At 59.4% G+C, this 17,227-nt stretch carries 16 protein-coding genes; 9 read left to right on the top strand and 7 right to left on the bottom strand.

Annotation, left to right across the window (positions count from 1 at the left end):
- Positions 1-29: 29 nt before the first annotated feature.
- Complete coding sequence (locus tag IEX27_RS02010; RefSeq protein ID WP_188719249.1) at positions 30-548, top strand: MgtC/SapB family protein; 519 nt, start codon at positions 30-32, stop codon at positions 546-548.
- 867 nt (positions 549-1,415) lie between these two features.
- Positions 1,416-2,363 carry a ring-cleaving dioxygenase gene (locus IEX27_RS02005; RefSeq protein WP_188719248.1) on the top strand — a complete coding sequence of 316 codons (948 nt, stop codon included), beginning with the start codon at positions 1,416-1,418 and terminating at the stop codon, positions 2,361-2,363.
- 82 nt (positions 2,364-2,445) lie between these two features.
- On the opposite strand, the gene IEX27_RS02000 is transcribed toward IEX27_RS02005, so the two are convergent.
- Positions 2,446-3,429 carry an LLM class flavin-dependent oxidoreductase gene (locus tag IEX27_RS02000; RefSeq protein ID WP_188719247.1) on the bottom strand — a complete coding sequence of 328 codons (984 nt, stop codon included), beginning with the start codon at positions 3,427-3,429 and terminating at the stop codon, positions 2,446-2,448.
- 153 nt (positions 3,430-3,582) lie between these two features.
- Here IEX27_RS02000 and IEX27_RS01995 point away from each other — a divergent pair, with 153 nt between their 5' ends.
- On the top strand, positions 3,583-3,786 hold the full coding sequence (locus IEX27_RS01995) for a hypothetical protein (protein WP_188719246.1): 204 nt from the start codon (positions 3,583-3,585) through the stop codon (positions 3,784-3,786).
- 234 nt (positions 3,787-4,020) lie between these two features.
- On the top strand, positions 4,021-4,224 hold the full coding sequence (locus IEX27_RS01990) for a hypothetical protein (RefSeq protein ID WP_188719245.1): 204 nt from the start codon (positions 4,021-4,023) through the stop codon (positions 4,222-4,224).
- 533 nt (positions 4,225-4,757) lie between these two features.
- Here IEX27_RS01990 and IEX27_RS01985 read toward each other — a convergent pair.
- Positions 4,758-5,384, bottom strand: a complete 627-nt coding sequence (locus IEX27_RS01985; RefSeq protein WP_188719244.1) for an acyloxyacyl hydrolase — start codon at positions 5,382-5,384, stop codon at positions 4,758-4,760.
- Positions 5,385-5,560: 176 nt separating this feature from the next.
- On the opposite strand from IEX27_RS01985, the gene IEX27_RS01980 reads away from it, so the two are divergent.
- The gene (locus IEX27_RS01980; RefSeq protein WP_244630186.1) at positions 5,561-5,728 is read left to right on the top strand and encodes a hypothetical protein; all 168 of its coding nucleotides are present in this window, start codon (positions 5,561-5,563) and stop codon (positions 5,726-5,728) included.
- A gap of 16 nt (positions 5,729-5,744) precedes the next feature.
- Here IEX27_RS01980 and IEX27_RS01975 read toward each other — a convergent pair whose 3' ends face one another.
- From IEX27_RS01975 to pcsA, 3 genes are all read right to left on the bottom strand, one after another.
- Complete coding sequence (locus IEX27_RS01975; RefSeq protein WP_188719242.1) at positions 5,745-6,386, bottom strand: glutathione S-transferase family protein; 642 nt, start codon at positions 6,384-6,386, stop codon at positions 5,745-5,747.
- Positions 6,387-6,467: 81 nt separating this feature from the next.
- Positions 6,468-7,442: a quinone oxidoreductase family protein gene (locus IEX27_RS01970; RefSeq protein WP_188719241.1), complete on the bottom strand. Its 975-nt coding sequence runs from the start codon at positions 7,440-7,442 to the stop codon at positions 6,468-6,470.
- Positions 7,443-7,444: 2 nt separating this feature from the next.
- Positions 7,445-8,167: a phosphatidylcholine synthase gene (gene pcsA / locus IEX27_RS01965; protein ID WP_188719240.1), complete on the bottom strand. Its 723-nt coding sequence runs from the start codon at positions 8,165-8,167 to the stop codon at positions 7,445-7,447.
- 259 nt (positions 8,168-8,426) lie between these two features.
- Between pcsA and IEX27_RS01960 the strand changes: the two genes are divergently transcribed.
- Together IEX27_RS01960 and hspQ are read left to right on the top strand one after the other, a co-directional pair.
- On the top strand, positions 8,427-9,641 hold the full coding sequence (locus IEX27_RS01960; RefSeq protein WP_188719239.1) for a UbiH/UbiF family hydroxylase: 1,215 nt from the start codon (positions 8,427-8,429) through the stop codon (positions 9,639-9,641).
- 153 nt (positions 9,642-9,794) lie between these two features.
- The gene (hspQ, locus tag IEX27_RS01955; protein WP_244630204.1) at positions 9,795-10,118 is read left to right on the top strand and encodes a heat shock protein HspQ; all 324 of its coding nucleotides are present in this window, start codon (positions 9,795-9,797) and stop codon (positions 10,116-10,118) included.
- Positions 10,119-10,216: 98 nt separating this feature from the next.
- Here hspQ and IEX27_RS01950 read toward each other — a convergent pair whose 3' ends face one another.
- On the bottom strand, positions 10,217-10,846 hold the full coding sequence (locus IEX27_RS01950) for an invasion associated locus B family protein (protein ID WP_188719237.1): 630 nt from the start codon (positions 10,844-10,846) through the stop codon (positions 10,217-10,219).
- A 234-nt stretch (positions 10,847-11,080) separates the two neighbouring features.
- Between IEX27_RS01950 and IEX27_RS01945 the strand changes: the two genes are divergently transcribed.
- The gene (locus tag IEX27_RS01945) at positions 11,081-12,889 is read left to right on the top strand and encodes an extracellular solute-binding protein (protein ID WP_244630185.1); all 1,809 of its coding nucleotides are present in this window, start codon (positions 11,081-11,083) and stop codon (positions 12,887-12,889) included.
- Between the two features lie 86 nt (positions 12,890-12,975).
- Positions 12,976-13,653 (top strand): DsbA family oxidoreductase, encoded by a 678-nt coding sequence (locus IEX27_RS01940; RefSeq protein WP_188719235.1) that lies wholly within the window; start codon positions 12,976-12,978, stop codon positions 13,651-13,653.
- Between the two features lie 71 nt (positions 13,654-13,724).
- Here the strand turns inward: IEX27_RS01940 and mfd are convergent, their stop codons facing one another.
- Positions 13,725-17,225: a transcription-repair coupling factor gene (mfd, locus tag IEX27_RS01935; RefSeq protein ID WP_188719234.1), complete on the bottom strand. Its 3,501-nt coding sequence runs from the start codon at positions 17,223-17,225 to the stop codon at positions 13,725-13,727.
- Between the last annotated feature and the right edge of the window lie 2 nt (positions 17,226-17,227).

Raw genomic sequence — 17,227 nt, 5'->3', positions numbered from 1 at the left:
CCGGAGCGCCTCGCCTGCGTTGGCGCGGCATGGAGACTTTCGCACAACAGTTCTGGCACGAAACCTGGGTGCCATTCCCCGTCATCGTCGGGCGGCTGCTGCTTGCCGCCGTCCTCGGGGCTCTTGTCGGCCTTGAGCGGGAATGGCGCAGACGGCCTGCAGGTCTGCGCACCCATATCCTGATCTGTCTGTCGACCACCACGATCGCCATCCTCGCCATCGAGATCACCCATATCGACGATTTCGGCGGCGAAGAGATCCGCATCGATCCCTTGCGCCTGATCGAGGCAACCACCGCTGGCGTCGCCTTCCTTGCCGCTGGACTCATCTTCTTCGCCAAAGGCGATGTGCAGGGACTGACGACTGGCGCGGGAATGTGGCTTGCAGGGACCATGGGGCTCGCTGTCGGCCTCGGCTTCTGGCAGATCGCCGTGGTTCTGACGCTAGCGGCTGTGGTGGTCCTGGGAGCACTCCAGATGGTGCAGCAGAAAATCCGACCGCAGCTGCCAGAGGACAAGGAAACGGACAGCTCAAGCGACCCAGGCTGAGGCTTGATCCTCTTGTGCAATGCACAAAATGCAGAACTGGTTTGCACTTTTATGCATGGAAAGACTCCGCCGGCGAAGGTAGAAGAAACGCGTTGACTGTTTTTCCTCCTCCCAAACAGTCAACGACATAGATGCAGTGACCTCCTCCTCCTAATCACTGCATTTCAGATCAAGCCCGCCAACCTCCTCCCTGGCGGGCTTTTTCTTTGCCCCAAATTTGCCCGTTCCCTTCACCTTCAACCATCATCGCACTGTGCAAGGGGTGCGACAATTGTGCGCTGCACCAAATGCAATCCTGCAATGCAGTTTCAGCGCTGGTGCATCCCGGCCCGCGGCACTAGGTAGTGCGTGTTGACGGTTTTTCCTCCTCCCAAACCGTCAACGACATAGATGCAGCGAACTCCTCCTCCTAAATCGCTGCATTTCAGATCAAGCCCGCCAACCTCCTCCCTGGCGGGCTTTTTCTTTGCCCGAATTTCCTCCTGCACCCTGACGCTCGTCCACTCCGGTTGAAGCGACGTGCGACATCTTGTGCGCTGCACAAAAATGCAATCCTGCGATGCAGTTTCGGCGCTGGTGAATCGCGGCACACGGCACTAGGTAATGCGTGTTGACGGTTTTTCCTCCTCCCAAACCGTCGACGACATAGATGCAGCGAACTCCTCCTCCCAAATCGCTGCATTTCAGATCAAGCCCGCCATCCTCCTCCCTGGCGGGCTTTTTCTTTGCCTGAACTTCTGTAGCCCTCCGTCAACGATAACGCGATTGTTGTTCGCTTATCGCGAACAGGGTGTACATTGGTTGCAAGCTTTACCGTCCGTGCTGCCGCTCCGATATTGGCAGCAACGCTCAATGAGGAATAAAGCCATGCAACTCACCGGCATCCATCATCTGACGGCGATCACCGCCGATGCCCCTGGCAACAAGCATTTCTATACGGAAACCCTTGGAATGCGGCTCGTGAAGAAGACCGTCAACCAGGATGATACCAGCGCTTACCATCTGTTTTACGCGGACGGAAAGGCCACGCCGGGCACGGACCTGACCTTCTTCGACTGGCCCGTTCAGCCCGAACGCCGGGGTACCCATTCGATCAGCCGTACGGGCCTGCGCGTCGCTGGCGAAACCGCGCTCGAGTTCTGGGCCGGCCATCTGCGTGACAAGGCGCGCGTCGTGAGCGACATCCAGACGGTCGACGGTCGCGCGAGCATCGACTTCGAGGATCCGGAGGGGCAGCGCTTCCGGCTGATCGATGACGGCAGTCAGGGATCGTCCAACCCGTGGGAAAAGAGCCCGATCGCCGCAGAGCATCAGGTGCGTGGCCTTGGCCCGATCACCATCTCCGTGCCCAAGAAGGGTCCGACGGACAAGGTTCTGACCGAGCTCATGAACATGACCGAGGTCCGCGAATATCCGTCGCCAGATGGCGAGGGTACCGTCCATGTCTATCAGATGGGAGAAGGTGGACCGTCGGCTGAACTTCACGTTGCGGTCCAACCCGGCCTGCCCTTCGCGCGCCAGGGCGCAGGCGCGGTGCATCACGTCGCCTTCCGCACACCTGATCCGGCGGGCCTCTCCGCTTGGACCGAGCGGGTGTCACAGTTCCGCGTGCCGAGCTCAGGCGAAGTGGAGCGCTATTACTTCCGCTCGCTCTATTTCCGCGAGCCTGGCGGCAATCTGTTCGAGATCGCGACGGATGGGCCAGGCTTTGCCGTGGACGAGCCACTCGACACGCTCGGCGAACGGCTGGCGCTGCCGCCGTTCCTTGAAGGGCGTCGCGCTTCCATTGAAGCGGGCCTGAAGCCGCTGGACTAGGAAATCCCGCAATGAAAAAGGCGGAGGAGCGCCCTGCTCCTCCGCCTAAGAACTGCTCAAGCTTCTGATACTGAATTTCGGACTAGCCGAACCAGAGGTCGGCGATCAGCTCGAACGACCGCAGCCGCTTTCCGTGCTCGTACACGTCGGAGACGATGATCAGCTCGTCGGCACCGGTTTCCTCCACCAGCGCCTGCATGCCCGCCTTTACCGTCGCCGGTGAGCCGACGATGGCGCGCGCAAGCATCCGCTGCACCTGCGCCTTCTCCATGTCCGTCCAATATGTCTCGATGTCGTCGATCGGTGGCTGGCTCAATCCGCGCGCGCCGCGGAAGATGCTGGTGAACGACATCTGCTGGGTGGTGAAAAGTCGCTTCGCTTCTTCATCCGTATCGGCGACAACAATGTTGACGCCCACCATGGCATAGGGGCGCGGCAGCTGTTCGGATGGCTTGAAGCGGTTGCGATAGATGGAAAGCGCCGGCAACAGCATCTCGGGCGCGAAATGCGAGGCAAAGCCGTAGGGCAGCCCAAGTTCCGCCGCGAGCATTGCACCGAAATTGCTGGAGCCGAGGATCCAGAGGGGCACGTTGGTGCCAGCCGCAGGGATGGCCTGGATCCGCTGACCCGGCTCCGCCTCGGCGAAATAGGCCTGCAACTCCAGCACGTCCTGCGGGAACGTATCGCTGGCCTGCGGCGAGCGGCGCAATGCACGAAGCGTCAGCTGGTCGGTTCCGGGCGCACGGCCAAGGCCAAGATCGATGCGGCCGGGATAGAGCTGCGCCAGTGTGCCGAACTGCTCGGCGATCACATAGGGCGCGTGGTTGGGCAGCATGATGCCCCCTGCTCCGACGCGGATGGTGCTCGTGCCGGCCGCGACGTGCTGGATGGCGAGCGACGTCGCCGAACTGGCGATACCAGCCATGTTGTGGTGCTCGGCCAACCAGATGCGATTGTAGCCCCAGCGTTCGGCATGGGCGGCAACATCACGGGCATTGTCGAGAGCCTCCTTCGCGTTGGAGCCTTCGCGTATCCGCGCAAGATCGAGGATCGACAATGGAATCATGGGAGCTCTCCGCCTGGCTGATGACTAAGCCCAAATATGTATTTGCCGATAACAATACAATGGACTTGGATGGCGAGGACGACGGACCTTATCGAGCATCATCGCTCGACAGGGCTTCAGTACCGATAATATCTGGCAACAGGCAGAGGTGACATGAGCACATCTTCCCGATTTGAGGCGATCCGCGAGCCCATGGGCCTCTGGTGCATCTGGGACATTGATCGGGACGTGGTCGCCGATTTCGCAGACCACCCGTTGGTCGGCTTGGCGGATGACGAGGCAAAGTCGGCGATCCTGCTCCTGACCAACCTACCGGAGCGGTCGTCAGCACCGCGAATATTGGGAAAATCTGTGTAGCCGGGAGCGATAATCTCTTTGATACAACATCATACAGCGTTTACCCAGTATCACTATCCTGACACAATCAGATCAAGTTAACGCCTAAAAACTATCGTCTATTACTTCTTTATTGTAATATTATTGCGTGTAGATATGAGTATTTTATTGAACAAGTCTGCAATCGTTGCCGCTATCTTGATCGGCGGTGGAACATTGGTTGGGTGTAGCACCATAACGCCCCAGCAGCAGCTGATGATCGACAAGGTTCATTGCCAGGATATCGGCTTTCCGGATCGATCCGTTCCCATGGCTGAATGCGTGCAACGCTACGAGCTCGATCGCAGGGCCGATAGCCGCGCCCGTCAAGCTGCTCTGGACCGGATGCTTGATCGTCCGCGGTGGCGTGATTGGCCCCACTACCGGACCGGCTACGGCTACAGGCACCGCTCCTGGTAAGGGTGCCTGATTGTAAATGGATGGGCCGGACCGTCACGATGTGCGTGGAACCGTCAGGGTCCGGCCCCAACGTTCTCTAAAAGAACTTTGGTAGGCAACTTCGCCAAGTCCATGCCGAATCTTTGACCGTCTATCTTTAGACGCAAAGGCCAAGTTTTATGCTTGGGTTTTTAGTCAAAGATTCGAGTAAAAATGTTCATTTCAGTGAATAAAGCTGCACTTATACTACTATCATTGTTTGGATCCGCCATACTTTCCGGCTGTGCAGCTTCAGAATCCTCCAGATCCAATGTTGCGCCAAGACCCAACCCTCATTGCGGCCCGTTTGGCTTCCCCGAAGGTTCAATGGGAATGGCGAGATGCAATGGGCACCATGAGGTCGAGCGCCTGCTCCACGAGCGTTACTTCCGCACCGATCGCTAGACCAGTTCCGGAAGGGAAAACGGTCACACCCTTTCTGGAAGAGCCCACAGCGGCTGAACTTCAGAAAACCGTGGAGGCAGCACCTGTTGGACGCTGCCTTCCGTCCTTGGTCAGAAGCGGTAGCCGATGCGTACGCCCGAGGCCTCGGCGCCATTGTTCGGATCGCAAATATTTCCGTTGGAAAAATGATCCGTATAGGCCTGGATCGTGAAGTTCTCCGTCACGTCGTAGCCGATAGCAGCGCCGAGGTGGAAAGAGAGCCGACAGCCGAGCGCCTTGTAGGCAGTGGGATTCTTCAGGTTTTCGGCTGAGTTGATCGCGCCGCCCACACTGCCGGACAGATAGAACTTGTCCGTCAGCCTGAAGTCCCAGTTCAACCCGCCATAGACAAAGTGAACCGGGTCATCAGCGATCGTCGCGTCAAATCCCAGATAGGGTCGCGGCGCACCAAAGGGTTTCAGTGCCTCCGGCGCGGCAAATACCATCTCGCCATTGACGACGACACCGCTAAATACGTCGTTCGAAAACAAGCCCCGGTCATAGGCCATGACGCCAAAACGGACTTCATTGAAGTCGGCATGAACGCCTGGCCGCAAAAATTCTCCGTCCAACAAGGATTCAGCAGCCGCCGCGTTGCAACCAATGATCAGCGCAGCACTGAAGGCTATGAAAAACTTCCCCCCCAAGGACGCCTCCACATTCAAAACTTTATCGAATACCACTTTGATTCTCAACATAATCTATAGTTAACGAAAATAGAATGGAACAATAAATTGTATCAAAAGTTCTGCGAGTGGCCGATGTAACTATCTCTGCCTGGCCTCATGTCGTGCAGTGAAATCCGTTGGCCAGGAAGAGAGTGTGAATGTCAGGAACTGCACGTCAGCCAGCCACTGAAGTGAATTTATCCCGCATGGAACGAAAAGCGAAGGCGACCGACGAAGCTTTTCGTACGATCGTCGACAGCGAGGCCGCATTGCGCGACAAGAAGACCGAACGCTTGCGGACGCTGCGGCTGCAGAAGGAAGCAGCCGAGCGCGCTCAGAAGGCAACAAGTTCCGGAACGAAGAAAAAGAAGTAGCGGCGACCATTGGCGATCAGCCTCCTGACTGCCTGATGAATTCCAGAAGCGCAGGATCTTTCGCGACCAGTTCGCTCTCCTTGGCCATCGTAGCCTCGAAGGATGGCCGGTCGACTACGCGCTTCAGATACTCTTCGAAGACAGCGAGACGCGGCAGCGCCCCCAGCACATTCATCGTGTAATTGATGCCTGTACCCCAGATAACGTCGGCTAATGTGAACCGGTCACCCGCCGCGAAGGGGCGTTCGGTGAAAACCCGTTCCACATGGGCAAGCATGTCCTCGAACGTGCCGAACGGATAGTCGTTGCTGACATACTGCAGCTTGTGTGCCCGGGCGCAGATCGCCGGATCAAAGACGGAGTCGTGATAGACGAGCTGGGTGATGTAAGCCGCACGGTCGCTGTCGCCCGGTGCCGGGGCCAGCCCCTTCTCGTTGAACGTCTCGCCCAGGTAGAGTGTGATTGCGGCCCGCTCGGTGACCACCTTGCCATCATGGACGATGGCGGGCACCTTCTTGCTCGGCTGGATGGCCCGATAATCATCCGGAACGGTCCCGCGGATGTTCACGATCTCCATCTCGTAGGGAACACCCAGCTCTTCCAGCAACCAGAAAATGGCGAAAGAACGCGACCAGGGCGAGTGGTAAAACTTGAGCATAAGCACCTCCGTTGCTTCATGCCCAATATAGCAAAGAGCTACTGACAACTGATTGTCAGTAGCCTCTGAGTTACGGTGTTATCACGGTATGAGAATGGTAGTGCCCGACGTACGCCGCTGAGCCAGGTCATCCTGCGCCTTGCCCGCATCCGCCAGTTTATACTGCTGGTTGACCACAACCTTGACGATGCCCTTCCCGACCACGTCGAACAGCTCGCCTGCAGCCGTATCCAGGGCTTCGCGATCTGCGATGTAGTGGAACAGTACCGGGCGAGTTACAAAGAGGGAGCCCTTCTGCTGCAACAGGCTGACACTGAAGGGTGGCACCACGCCGGAAGACTGGCCGAAGCTCACGAACATGCCGAGCGGGCGCAAGCAATCGAGCGATCCGGGGAACGTGTCCTTGCCGACGGAATCGTAGACCACGTTGCACATCTTGCCACCGGTGATCTCGCGCACTCGCTCGACGAAGTTCTCTTCGCGGTAGTTGATCACGTGGTGGAAGCCATGGGCTTTGGCGAGCTCCATCTTCTCCGGCGAACCGGCCGTTCCAATGACCGTCGCGCCCAGATGATTGGCCCACTGGCCAAAGAGAAGCCCGACACCGCCTGCGGCCGCGTGATAGAGGATCGTGTCGCCCGGCTGGACGCGATAGGTGCGACGGAGCAGGAACCACGCCGTCAATCCCTTGAGGATCATCGCGGCAGCCTGTTCGAAGGAAATGTTGTCGGGGACGTGGACTACCTTGCCGGCATTGATCACGCGTTGCTCGGAATAGGCGCCGCCATTGCCCGCGCAATAAGCCACCCGGTCACCCGGCTTGAAGATCTCGACGCCCTCGCCCACTTCCAGCACCACGCCAGCGCCTTCACTGCCCGGCGTGAACGGCAGGTTTACCGGGTAAAGACCCGACCGCATGTAGATGTCGATGAAGTTGAGGCCGATCGCCTTCTGCTCAATCAGCACCTCCCCCGGACCCGGCTTCTGCTGTTCCACCTCAACCAGCTGCAGAACCTCCGGTCCACCGGTCTCCGTCATGCGGATTGCCTTCACCATGCTTAACTCCTCCTCCGTCCAAGTTGAGGCAGGGCTTGCAGCACCCCGCCAATGCAGAACAAGTAAATGCCCGTCGCGCCGATCCCGTAGCGCACCCAATCGTCCGCGTTCATGCCTTGAAGCAGCGCCATAATACCGAAACAGCACCAGGCGAAGAACACAGCGAGGTTGAGCGGGCGCAGCCGCACGACGCGCACAGGATGCAGGAAGTGGATCGGCAGGAACGTGAAGACCGCCGCAATCAGCACGACCGCAAAGGCTGTGTATTCACCCACGCCAATCACAAACAGGGTGAAGACCACCATGTTCCAGACGACGGGGAATCCCTTGAAGAAGTTCTCCTTGGTCTTCATGCCCGTGTCGGCATAGTAGATCGCGCTGGTCACGACAATGATGGCGGCCGACAGAAACGACAGCCCCTCTCCCATAAACCCGCTCTGATAGAGCGCAAAGGCTGGAATGAGCACGTAGGTCACGTAGTCGACGATGTTGTCGAGGAGTTCGCCGGACCAGTTCGGCAATACCTCCTTGACCTCGAGCTTACGGGCGATCGGCCCGTCAATGCCATCAACGAACAGCGCGAGCCCCAGCCACCACCACATGGCAGTCCACTGCATCTCGCTCGCCGCCACGAGCGAGGCGAAGGCCAGAAACGAGCCAGAGGCCGTCAGAAGGTGGACCGAAAAGGCCTTGGCCTGGGGAGCGGTTACCTTTTTCCTTTTCATCGGGACGCCGTTGCGATCTCTGTGCATGTTGCCTTGCGTTCTAGTCGGTACGTCTTACTCATGCCTGAATCTTCCGGCGCCATCTCTGCAGTCGCTCCGTCCATAGCATGCACTCTTGTCCCGGTCAGCCTTAGGTTCATGTGAATAAGTCTTTCCGGTGTTAATCCGCGCCCTTCCGTGCGGCTTTGACGCGTGGCTAATGTTTGAACACTGTCAACAGATTGCTATATCAGCAGTCTGAGACAATACGGGTCATATCGTGAGCGCATCAGAACACAGCACAATCGTCATTGTCGGCACAGGCCCCGCAGGCCTTGCAGCGGCACTTGCCGTAAGCCAGCTTGGACAGGCCGTCACCCTCGTCGGGCCCGAGCCCCGCCAGGATGATCGCCGGACAACGGCGCTCATGCGGCCGGCCATCGAGTTCCTGGACCGCCTCGGCGTTGGTGAAGAATTGCGCGCGATCTCCGCACCGCTCACCACAATGCGGATCGTGGACGCCACGACGCGGCTGATCCGCAGCCCCACCGTTTCCTTCCGCGCGAGCGAGATTGACGAAGAGTTCTTTGGCCTCAACATCCCGAACGCATCGCTGAATTCAATCCTCGGGGCAGATGTTGCTTCCTCGCCGCTCGTCACCTGGCACAAGCAGATGGTGAGCGACTGGAGCACCCATCCGAATCGCGTCGAGATCAGGCTCAACGACGACCGCGAAATTACCGCCGATTTTGCCGTCGCTGCCGACGGACGCAATTCGCTCGCCCGTGATGCGGCCGGCATTTCAGTGCGCACCAAGAGCCTGCCACAGAGCGCGCTGGTGCTGAACTTCGGCCATGTACGCCACCATGGTTTCGTTTCCACCGAGCTCCACACAGAAATGGGCCCCTGCACGCAGGTTCCGCTTCCGGGCGGTTACCGCTCCAGTCTTGTCTGGGTGATGCGACCAGAGGAAGCCGAGCCGCTGGCCGCACTCGATGACGAGACCCTTTCGCGGCGCCTTGAAGAGCGCCAGCAATCCTATCTCGGCAAGGTGACCGTCGAACCCGGCCGGCAGGTCTATCCGCTTACCTTCATCCAGCCGACCGCCTTTGCAGCGCGCCGCATCGCGCTTATCGGGGAGGCTGCACACGTCTTCCCGCCAATCACCGCACAGGGCCTCAACCTCGGCATGCGCGATGTGAAGGACCTGGTCGACGTCATCTCGAAATACGCGCAGGACCCAGGCAGCGACGCTGCGCTCAGCGCCTTCAACGCCAAGCGCAGACCCGACATTGTTGCTCGCTCAAGCGCCGTCAACATCGTCAACACATCGCTTCTGTCGTCTTTCCTGCCGTTGCAGCTGATGCGCAGCGCGGGACTAACCATGCTCGATTCCGTTCCGATGCTGCGGGCCTTCTTCATGCGCGAAGGTATGAGCCCCGGCAGCGGCTTTTCTGCATTTCTGCCCACCAGACTGCGCCGTGTGGTATCGTAAGTGGAGGGAATCTGGTCCGGAGTATTGTTGCTTGAGCAGTTCTAGGAAACCTGGGAAGCCTTTTTTCGTTAGATCTGTGGAATATCAAAGAAATAGATCGTTTCCTTCAACGAGGACGGAAGGGATCTGATCAAGGCTGGAACAATGAAAAACATCAAGACAGCTAAATTTTCGATCGGCGAGATTGTCCGGCACCGCATCCTGCCGTTCAGGGGGGTCATCTTCGATGTGGACCCCGAGTTCAACAACACCGAGGAGTGGTATCAGGCCATCCCGCCAGAATCTCGCCCTGCGAAGAACCAGCCCTTCTACCATCTGCTCGCGGAAAACGAAGAGACGGAGTACATCGCCTATGTCTCCGAGCAAAACCTGTTGAGTGACGATTCCGACGTTCCGCTTCGTCATCCGCAATTGTCAGAAATATTCGTCCAGACCGACGACGGCCGCTACAAGCAGCATCCGCGCCTGCGGCACTGAGCCAGCGGTCAAGCCCAAACAGTTTCGCAAAGAACTGGACATACGAAAAAGGGCCCTCGCGGGCCCTTCGATATTTTGTCTGAAGCCACCGACGCTCTTTACTGAGCCTTGGCGCGTTCCTGAGCCTGCTTCAGCTTCTGAGCGAACTCTTCGTTGTTCTTGCTCACGAACTCTTCCAGCTTCTGCTGGCGCTCGTTCAGGTCGTCCTGACGGAGCGGCTCGCCGTCATAAGCAGCGGTAAAGCCGGACAGCGTGATCTTGATCGGGTTCGGCTGATTCTGGAAATTCACGGACGTCAGCGTGAGTTCCGAGCCCTTCTTGAGCTGGGTAACCAGTTCATCCGTCAGCTGGGTTTCGGCCAGGCAGCGATCCGGCAGGCAGATCGCGTAGTCGATCTTCTTGGCCGCACCGCCGTTGATCTGCATGCCGATGCCGGGCGGAATCAGGCGGCTGGTCGGAACAACGATCTGCACCAGGCGGCGATTGACCTTGCCCTTCACCTCGATGAGGTTGACCGCGGAAAGAAGCTGGCCGGTATCCGCACGCGCCATGTACTGCACGTTGCAGATGTCAACGTCATCCTGCTTGGTGCAGGCCTTGAACCAGCCGTCCGGAAGCTGTGGTTGCTGTTGCTGTGCAACGGCCGTACCGGATCCAGCTACGGCGGCGCCAAACACGCCGAGGAGCACCATCGCCGTGCGGCGGGCATTCGTTTTCAGGCTCATCATTTCCAATCCTGTCCTACCCCAATTTCAGCCAGCAAGGCCGCGAATTGTTGCTCACTGTCTTCTGAATGCGGCGACAGCAAGGCTTAAGGCCGTTTACAATGCCTGCTGTGGCAAATCCAGTGCTCATTTGAAAAGAGCCCCGCTCTCTGTACCGAAAGCCACAAAAACACTTGCAGACGTGCTGTATTGTGGGTGAGCCTCACCCGAATCGCGTAGATGAAAGAGATAGTTAACATGCTCCGAACCGGCCTTCTGTCACTGTTGATTTCAGCGGCTGTCATTGCGCCTGTTGCAGCCGAACCCAGCCATGGCATTGCGATGAACGGGGCGCCGGAACTGCCTGCAAATTTCGATCACTTTCCCTATGCCAACCCCGATGCGCGCAAGGGCGGCGACATCAGCTATTGCGTCGTGGGCACCTTCGACAACCTGAACCCGTTCATCCTGCGCAGCATGCGCACGACCGCGCGCGGAATCATCGATACGATCTTCGGCAATCTCGTTTTTGAAACGCTGATGCGGCGCAATCAGGCCGAACCCTTCTCGCTCTACGGACATCTTGCCGCGAGCATCGACATCGATGATGACCGCACCTTCGCCGAGTTCAAGTTGAACCCGGACGCGAAATGGTCGGATGGCAAGCCGGTGACGCCTGAAGACGTGATCTTCAGTTTCGAGACTTTCGCGGCCAAGGGCCGTCCGCCCTACTCTGCCCGCATGAGCCGGATCGAGAAGATCGAGAAGACGGGCGACCGTAGCGTCCGCTTCACGTTCAATGACGATGCGGACCGGGAATTTCCGCTCATTGTCGCGCTGACGCCGATCATCCCGGCGCATGCCTTCGATGTGGAGACCTTCGATCAGACGACGCTGAAGCCCGTGGTGGGCAGCGGTCCCTATGTGATCGAAAGCGTCGATCCGGGCCGCAAGATCGTGTTCAGGAAGAACGAAAACTATTGGGGCGCGGACCTGCCTTCGATGCGCGGCTTCCATAACTATGACCGCATCACGATCGAATATTTCCTCAACGTCAACTCGCAGTTCGAGGCCTTCAAGAAGGGTCTCTGCGCCGTGCAGCTTGACCTTGACCCAGTCATGGTGGAGCGTGATTTCGACTTCCCGGCAGCCAATGACGGTCGCATCACCGTCAAGGCGTTCGAAGAACGCATTCCGCCGGCCGTCTCCGGTTTCTTCTTCAACACGCGTCGCGAAAAATTCGCCGATCCGCGCGTCCGCCGCGCCATTTCGAAGCTCTACGACTTCGCCTGGGTGAACAAGAACGTCTATGGCGGCGATTACCGCCGCACGCTGAGCTACTGGCAGGGCTCCGACCTCTCAGCCCTCGGCCGCCCGGCCGATGAGGAGGAGAAGAAGCTTCTTGCGCCCTATGCGGACCGTGTGACGCCTGACGTCATGGACGGCACGTATGGCAAGGACGAGCTGGAGGGCAAGCCGGTCGATCGCGACGACATGCGCGAGGCAATGGCGCTCCTGCAGGAAGCGGGCTTCACACTCGACGGCCAGACGCTGCTGGACCCCAAGGGCAATCCCTTCACCATGGAAGTGCTGATCGCAAGCGGAGAACAGGAACGTGTTGCGACGGCCCTGCAGCGGATGCTCGGCAGGCTCGGCATCGGTCTGCAGATCCGCCTGCTCGATGACGCGCAGCTGCAGCAGCGCAAGCAGACCTTCGATTTCGACATGATCATTGCTGCCGTCGGCTTCACCGGCACCCTGTCACCGGGCATGGAGCAGGTCTACCGCTGGGGTTCGGAGTCCGCGAAGGCTGAGGGCTCTTTCAATCTCGCTGGCGTCGCTGACCCCGCCGTGGACGCAATGATCGAGACCATGCTCAACGCCCGCGACAAGGAGAAATACGACGCAGCTGTGCGCGCCCTTGATCGCCTGCTCATTTCGGGCGCATATGTGATCCCGACGCAGTACAATCCGAAGAAGTGGGTGGCCTACTGGAGCTATGTGGAGCACCCGGAGCAGGCCCCGCTCAACGCGTATGACCTTTCGACCTGGTGGCGGAAGCAGTAACCCGGCTGACGCAGAGGATTAGGAAGCGGTCCTAGCGCACTAAAAAAAATATCGACTGTGACAAGTCGTACCCGTAAGGATGGATCATGACCACAACAACAGTTACAGTCGATGTCGTTTCCGATGTCGTATGTCCCTGGTGCTATCTGGGGATGCGCAACCTGCTTCAAGCCTGGAGCAAACTGGGCCAGGACGCCATCAGCCTTTACTGGCGGCCCTTCCAGCTTGATCCTACCGTGCCGGCAGCTGGCCTCGACCGCCAGGAATACATGCTGGGCAAGTTTGGCAGCGTGGATCGGATCAATTCCGCTCATGATCGCCTGAAGGAACTCGGCAAGGCCGTGGGCATCGCCTTCAACTTCGACGCCATCAAGATTGCGCCGAACACGCTCGACGCCCACCGGATAATCTACTGGGCCGGTACGTTGAGCCCCGAGACGCAGACCCGGCTCGTCGCCGCCCTCTTCCGCGGCTATTTCGAGGAAGGCCGCAACATCGGTGACCACGAAGTGCTGCTCGCAATCGCCAGCGAGATCGGCATGAACACGGCCCACGCCCGCGAGCTGCTGCGTACCGATACGAACCGCAAGGAAGTGCTGGAAGCCATCACCGCTGCGCAGCGCATGGGCATCTCTGGGGTACCGTGCTTCCTGATTGAGAACCGCTACGTGATCTCCGGCGCCCAGCCTCCGGAAGTATTGGAAAATGCGATCCGGCAGGTTGCGGAAGCCAAGGCAAATGGCGAGCTCGACAACGGTCAGTAGACGCCAACGATATTAAACGAGACCAGAGACCACCTGCCATCGGCAGGTGGTTTTTATTTAAGCGCAGATACTTACGCGGCTTTCTTGTCGATCAGCTTTACCAGCTGCGTCATGATCGTAGCGGAGCCGTTAAGCCGCTTTTCCGGTGTCGCCCAATCGCGAATGAAGACGATGCTCTGGTCCGGACGGATCTTGGCGGCCGGTCCCTGCTGGCCGATGAATCCGACCAGTGCGGCGGGATCGGCAAAGCTCTTGTTGCGGAACTGTATGACCACGCCTTTCGGGCCGGCGTCCAGCTTCTCGACATTGGCCTTGCGGCAAAGCGCCTTGATGAAGACGATCTTGAGCAAGTGCTCCACTTCGGTCGGCAGCGGGCCGAAGCGGTCGATGAGTTCCGCGCCAAAGCCATCGATCTCCTGCGGCGTCTCCAGTTCGCCAAGTCGGCGGTAGAGCGCGAGGCGCAGCTGCAGGTCCGGAACATAGTTCTCCGGGATCATGACGGCCGTGCCGACAGTGATCTGCGGCGACCAGCCCGTCTCAATCGCCTCGCCGGAACCGCGCAGTTCGGCAACTGCCTCTTCCAGCATCTGCTGGTAAAGCTCGAAGCCCACTTCCTTGATGTGTCCGGACTGCTCGTCACCAAGCAGGTTGCCCGCGCCACGAATATCGAGGTCGTGGCTCGCCAGCTGGAAGCCGGCACCAAGCGCCTCAAGTGACTGCAGCACCTTCAGCCGGCGCTCGGCCATGGCGGTGAGCTTGCGCTTCGCGGGCAGCGTGAAGAGCGCATAAGCGCGCACCTTCGAGCGTCCGACACGTCCACGGATCTGGTAGAGCTGCGACAGGCCGAACATATCCGCCCGATGCACGATCATCGTGTTGGCAGTCGGGATGTCGAGGCCGGATTCGATGATCGTGGTCGAGAGCAGCACGTCATACTTACCTTCATAGAAGGCATTCATGATGTCATCGAGTTCGCCGCCTGGCATCTGACCGTGGGCCGTCGCAACCTTCAGTTCCGGTACGTGTTCGGCGAGGAACCTTCGCACCTCGTCGAGGTCTGAAATGCGCGGCACGACATAGAAGCTTTGACCGCCGCGATAACGTTCGCGCAGCAGCATTTCACGGATGACCAGCGGATCGAACGGCGAAATGAAGGTGCGCACCGCCATGCGGTCGACCGGCGGCGTTGCGATAAGCGAAAGCTCGCGAACGCCGGTAAGCGCAAGCTGTAGCGTGCGCGGGATAGGTGTCGCGGAAAGCGTCAGCACGTGGACGTCTGACTTCAGCTCCTTCAGCCGCTCCTTGTGCTTCACGCCAAAGTGCTGCTCCTCGTCGATGATCAGCAATCCGATGTTCTTGAAGGTGATGGACGAACCCAGCAACGCGTGGGTACCAACAACGATGTCGACCGTACCGTCCGCAAGGCCCTTCTTGGTCTCCGCCAGTTCCTTGGCGGGCACCAGTCGCGAGGCGTGGCGAACCGTGAGGGGAAGCCCGGCAAAGCGCGTGCTGAAGGTCTTGAAGTGCTGGCGTGCGAGAAGCGTCGTCGGCACCACAACAGCCACCTGAAAGCCTTCCATGGCGGCAAGGAACGCAGCGCGCAGCGCCACTTCGGTCTTGCCGAAGCCCACGTCACCGCAGATTAGGCGATCCATCGGCGTGCCCGTGCCAAGATCTTCGATCACAGCATCAATGGCGTTCTGCTGATCCTCCGTCTCCTCATAGGGGAAGCGGGCAGCGAACTCGCCGTAGAGACCGGGCGCCGGCAGGATCTTCGGTGCAGGCCGCATCGCGCGCTCGGCAGCGATCTTAATAAGGTGGCCTGCCATATCCAGCAGGCGCTTCTTGAGCTTGGCCTTTCGGCTCTGCCACGCGCCGCCGCCCAACTTGTCGAGAACGACATCGTTGCCTTCCGAGCCGTAGCGCGACAGAAGATCGATGTTTTCGACCGGCAGGAACAGGCGATCATCGCCCGCATAGTGAATCTCGAGGCATTCGTGCGGCGCGCCGGCAGCGGTGATGGTCTTCAGGCCAATGAAGCGGCCGATGCCATGATCAGAGTGAACGACGATATCGCCCGCTGCAAGCGCACTCGCTTCTGCAATGAAATCAGAGGCTTTCCGCTTCTTCTTAGAGCGGCGCACGAGGCGATCACCCAGGATATCCTGCTCGGAAATGACAGCCATCTCAGCTGTCTCGAAGCCTGCTTCAAGTGGCAGGATGCCGACACCCGCCTGCCCCTTGCCCAGCTTCTGCAGTGCGTCCAGCGTCTCTACGCGCACGAGATTGCCAAGCTTGTGCTCGGTCAGGATCTGGACGAGACGGTCAGTCGAGCCCTCGCTCCAGCCCGCCACCAACACCTTCTTGCCGTCAGCCCGCAACTGCCCGATGTGCTTGACCGCCACTTCGAAGACGTTGACTTCGGGCTTCGCGCGTTCCTCGGCGAAATTCCGGCCTGCGGTCGCGCCAGCATGGATCATCTGGAGCCCGGCATCGGGAGCCGCGAACGGCGTAAAGCGAAGGAATATCCGCTCTTTAACAGAATTTTCTACTTCTTCAGGTGAAAGGTAGAGGCTTGCAGGCGGTACCGGTTTATACGGCACGGAGTCAGCGCCAGTGGACCCGCTGTGACGCTTGCGCGCCTCGTAGTGGTCCACGATTTGGTCGTGACGCTCGGAAATCGACTCCTGCGTCAGGTGATCGAAGACGAATGGCGCTTCCGGGAGATATTCGAAGATGGTCTCCAGCCGCTCATGGAACATCGGCAGCCAGTGCTCCATGCCAGCGAAGCGGCGACCCTCGGTGATGGAGGCGTAGAGCGCATCGTCGCGCGACGGCGCGCCGAACGCTTCGATATAGTTGCGGCGGAAGCGGCTGATCGTTTCGGGCGTGAGCGTCACCTCGCTCATCGCCTGCAGCCGGATTTCCTTCTGCTGGGTCGTGGTGCGCTGGGTGTCGACATCGAACGCACGGATGGAGTCGAGCGTATCGCCGAAGAAGTCGAGGCGCATCGCCTCGTCCCATCCCGGAGCGAAGAGATCGAGAATGCCGCCGCGTACGGCATATTGGCCGACGTCGCGTACCGTCGGTACGCGCTCGAACCCACCCATTTCCAGGTGCTGGATCAGGCTTTCCATGTCCACCTGGTTGCCGGGCTTGGCACGGAAGCCCTGCATGGCGATCTGGGACGCGGGCGGCATCCGCTGCAGAAGCGCGTTGGCCGAAACGAGGATGACCGCGCGGTGCGGCTTCTTCTGAAGCGATGCGATGGCTGAAAGCGCGTCGAGCCGGCGGGCCGCAGCATCCGTGCCGGGCGAAACGCGATCGTAAGGAAGGCAGTCCCAGGCTGGCAGTTCGAGTACGGGCAGGCCCGGATCGATGAACCGCAGCGCGTCCGCCACGGTGGGTAGCCGCTGACCGTCGCGCAGGACGAAGACTACAGGCCCGTTGGGCGCCAGTTCCCCGGCAAGACGGGTGAGAGCGAAGGCTTCATAGCCGTCGGTCACACCATCCACCAGCACGGGGCCGGAAATGTCGGCGCGCTGGCCGAGTAGCTTCGTTGGCTTGGTCATGG

Origin of the sequence: Nitratireductor aestuarii, from assembly GCF_014641695.1 — a bacterium.
In the GTDB taxonomy this organism is placed as follows: Bacteria; Pseudomonadota; Alphaproteobacteria; order Rhizobiales; family Rhizobiaceae; genus Chelativorans; species Chelativorans aestuarii.
Note: the sequence above shows the minus strand (reverse complement) of the source record. Positions and strands in the feature narration are given on the sequence as shown.

Coding starts and splice junctions, on each gene's coding strand:
- IEX27_RS01985 (WP_188719244.1), bottom strand. CDS start 5,384: ATGTTGAGAATCAAAGTGGTATTCGATAAAGTTTTGAATGTGGAGGCG.
- mfd (WP_188719234.1), bottom strand. CDS start 17,225: ATGACCAAGCCAACGAAGCTACTCGGCCAGCGCGCCGACATTTCCGGC.
- pcsA (WP_188719240.1), bottom strand. CDS start 8,167: ATGAAAAGGAAAAAGGTAACCGCTCCCCAGGCCAAGGCCTTTTCGGTC.
- IEX27_RS02010 (WP_188719249.1), top strand. CDS start 30: ATGGAGACTTTCGCACAACAGTTCTGGCACGAAACCTGGGTGCCATTC.
- IEX27_RS01945 (WP_244630185.1), top strand. CDS start 11,081: ATGCTCCGAACCGGCCTTCTGTCACTGTTGATTTCAGCGGCTGTCATT.
- IEX27_RS01975 (WP_188719242.1), bottom strand. CDS start 6,386: ATGCTCAAGTTTTACCACTCGCCCTGGTCGCGTTCTTTCGCCATTTTC.
- IEX27_RS02000 (WP_188719247.1), bottom strand. CDS start 3,429: ATGATTCCATTGTCGATCCTCGATCTTGCGCGGATACGCGAAGGCTCC.
- IEX27_RS01970 (WP_188719241.1), bottom strand. CDS start 7,442: ATGGTGAAGGCAATCCGCATGACGGAGACCGGTGGACCGGAGGTTCTG.
- IEX27_RS01950 (WP_188719237.1), bottom strand. CDS start 10,846: ATGATGAGCCTGAAAACGAATGCCCGCCGCACGGCGATGGTGCTCCTC.
- IEX27_RS01980 (WP_244630186.1), top strand. CDS start 5,561: ATGGAACGAAAAGCGAAGGCGACCGACGAAGCTTTTCGTACGATCGTC.
- IEX27_RS01940 (WP_188719235.1), top strand. CDS start 12,976: ATGACCACAACAACAGTTACAGTCGATGTCGTTTCCGATGTCGTATGT.
- IEX27_RS01990 (WP_188719245.1), top strand. CDS start 4,021: ATGATCGACAAGGTTCATTGCCAGGATATCGGCTTTCCGGATCGATCC.
- IEX27_RS01995 (WP_188719246.1), top strand. CDS start 3,583: ATGAGCACATCTTCCCGATTTGAGGCGATCCGCGAGCCCATGGGCCTC.
- IEX27_RS02005 (WP_188719248.1), top strand. CDS start 1,416: ATGCAACTCACCGGCATCCATCATCTGACGGCGATCACCGCCGATGCC.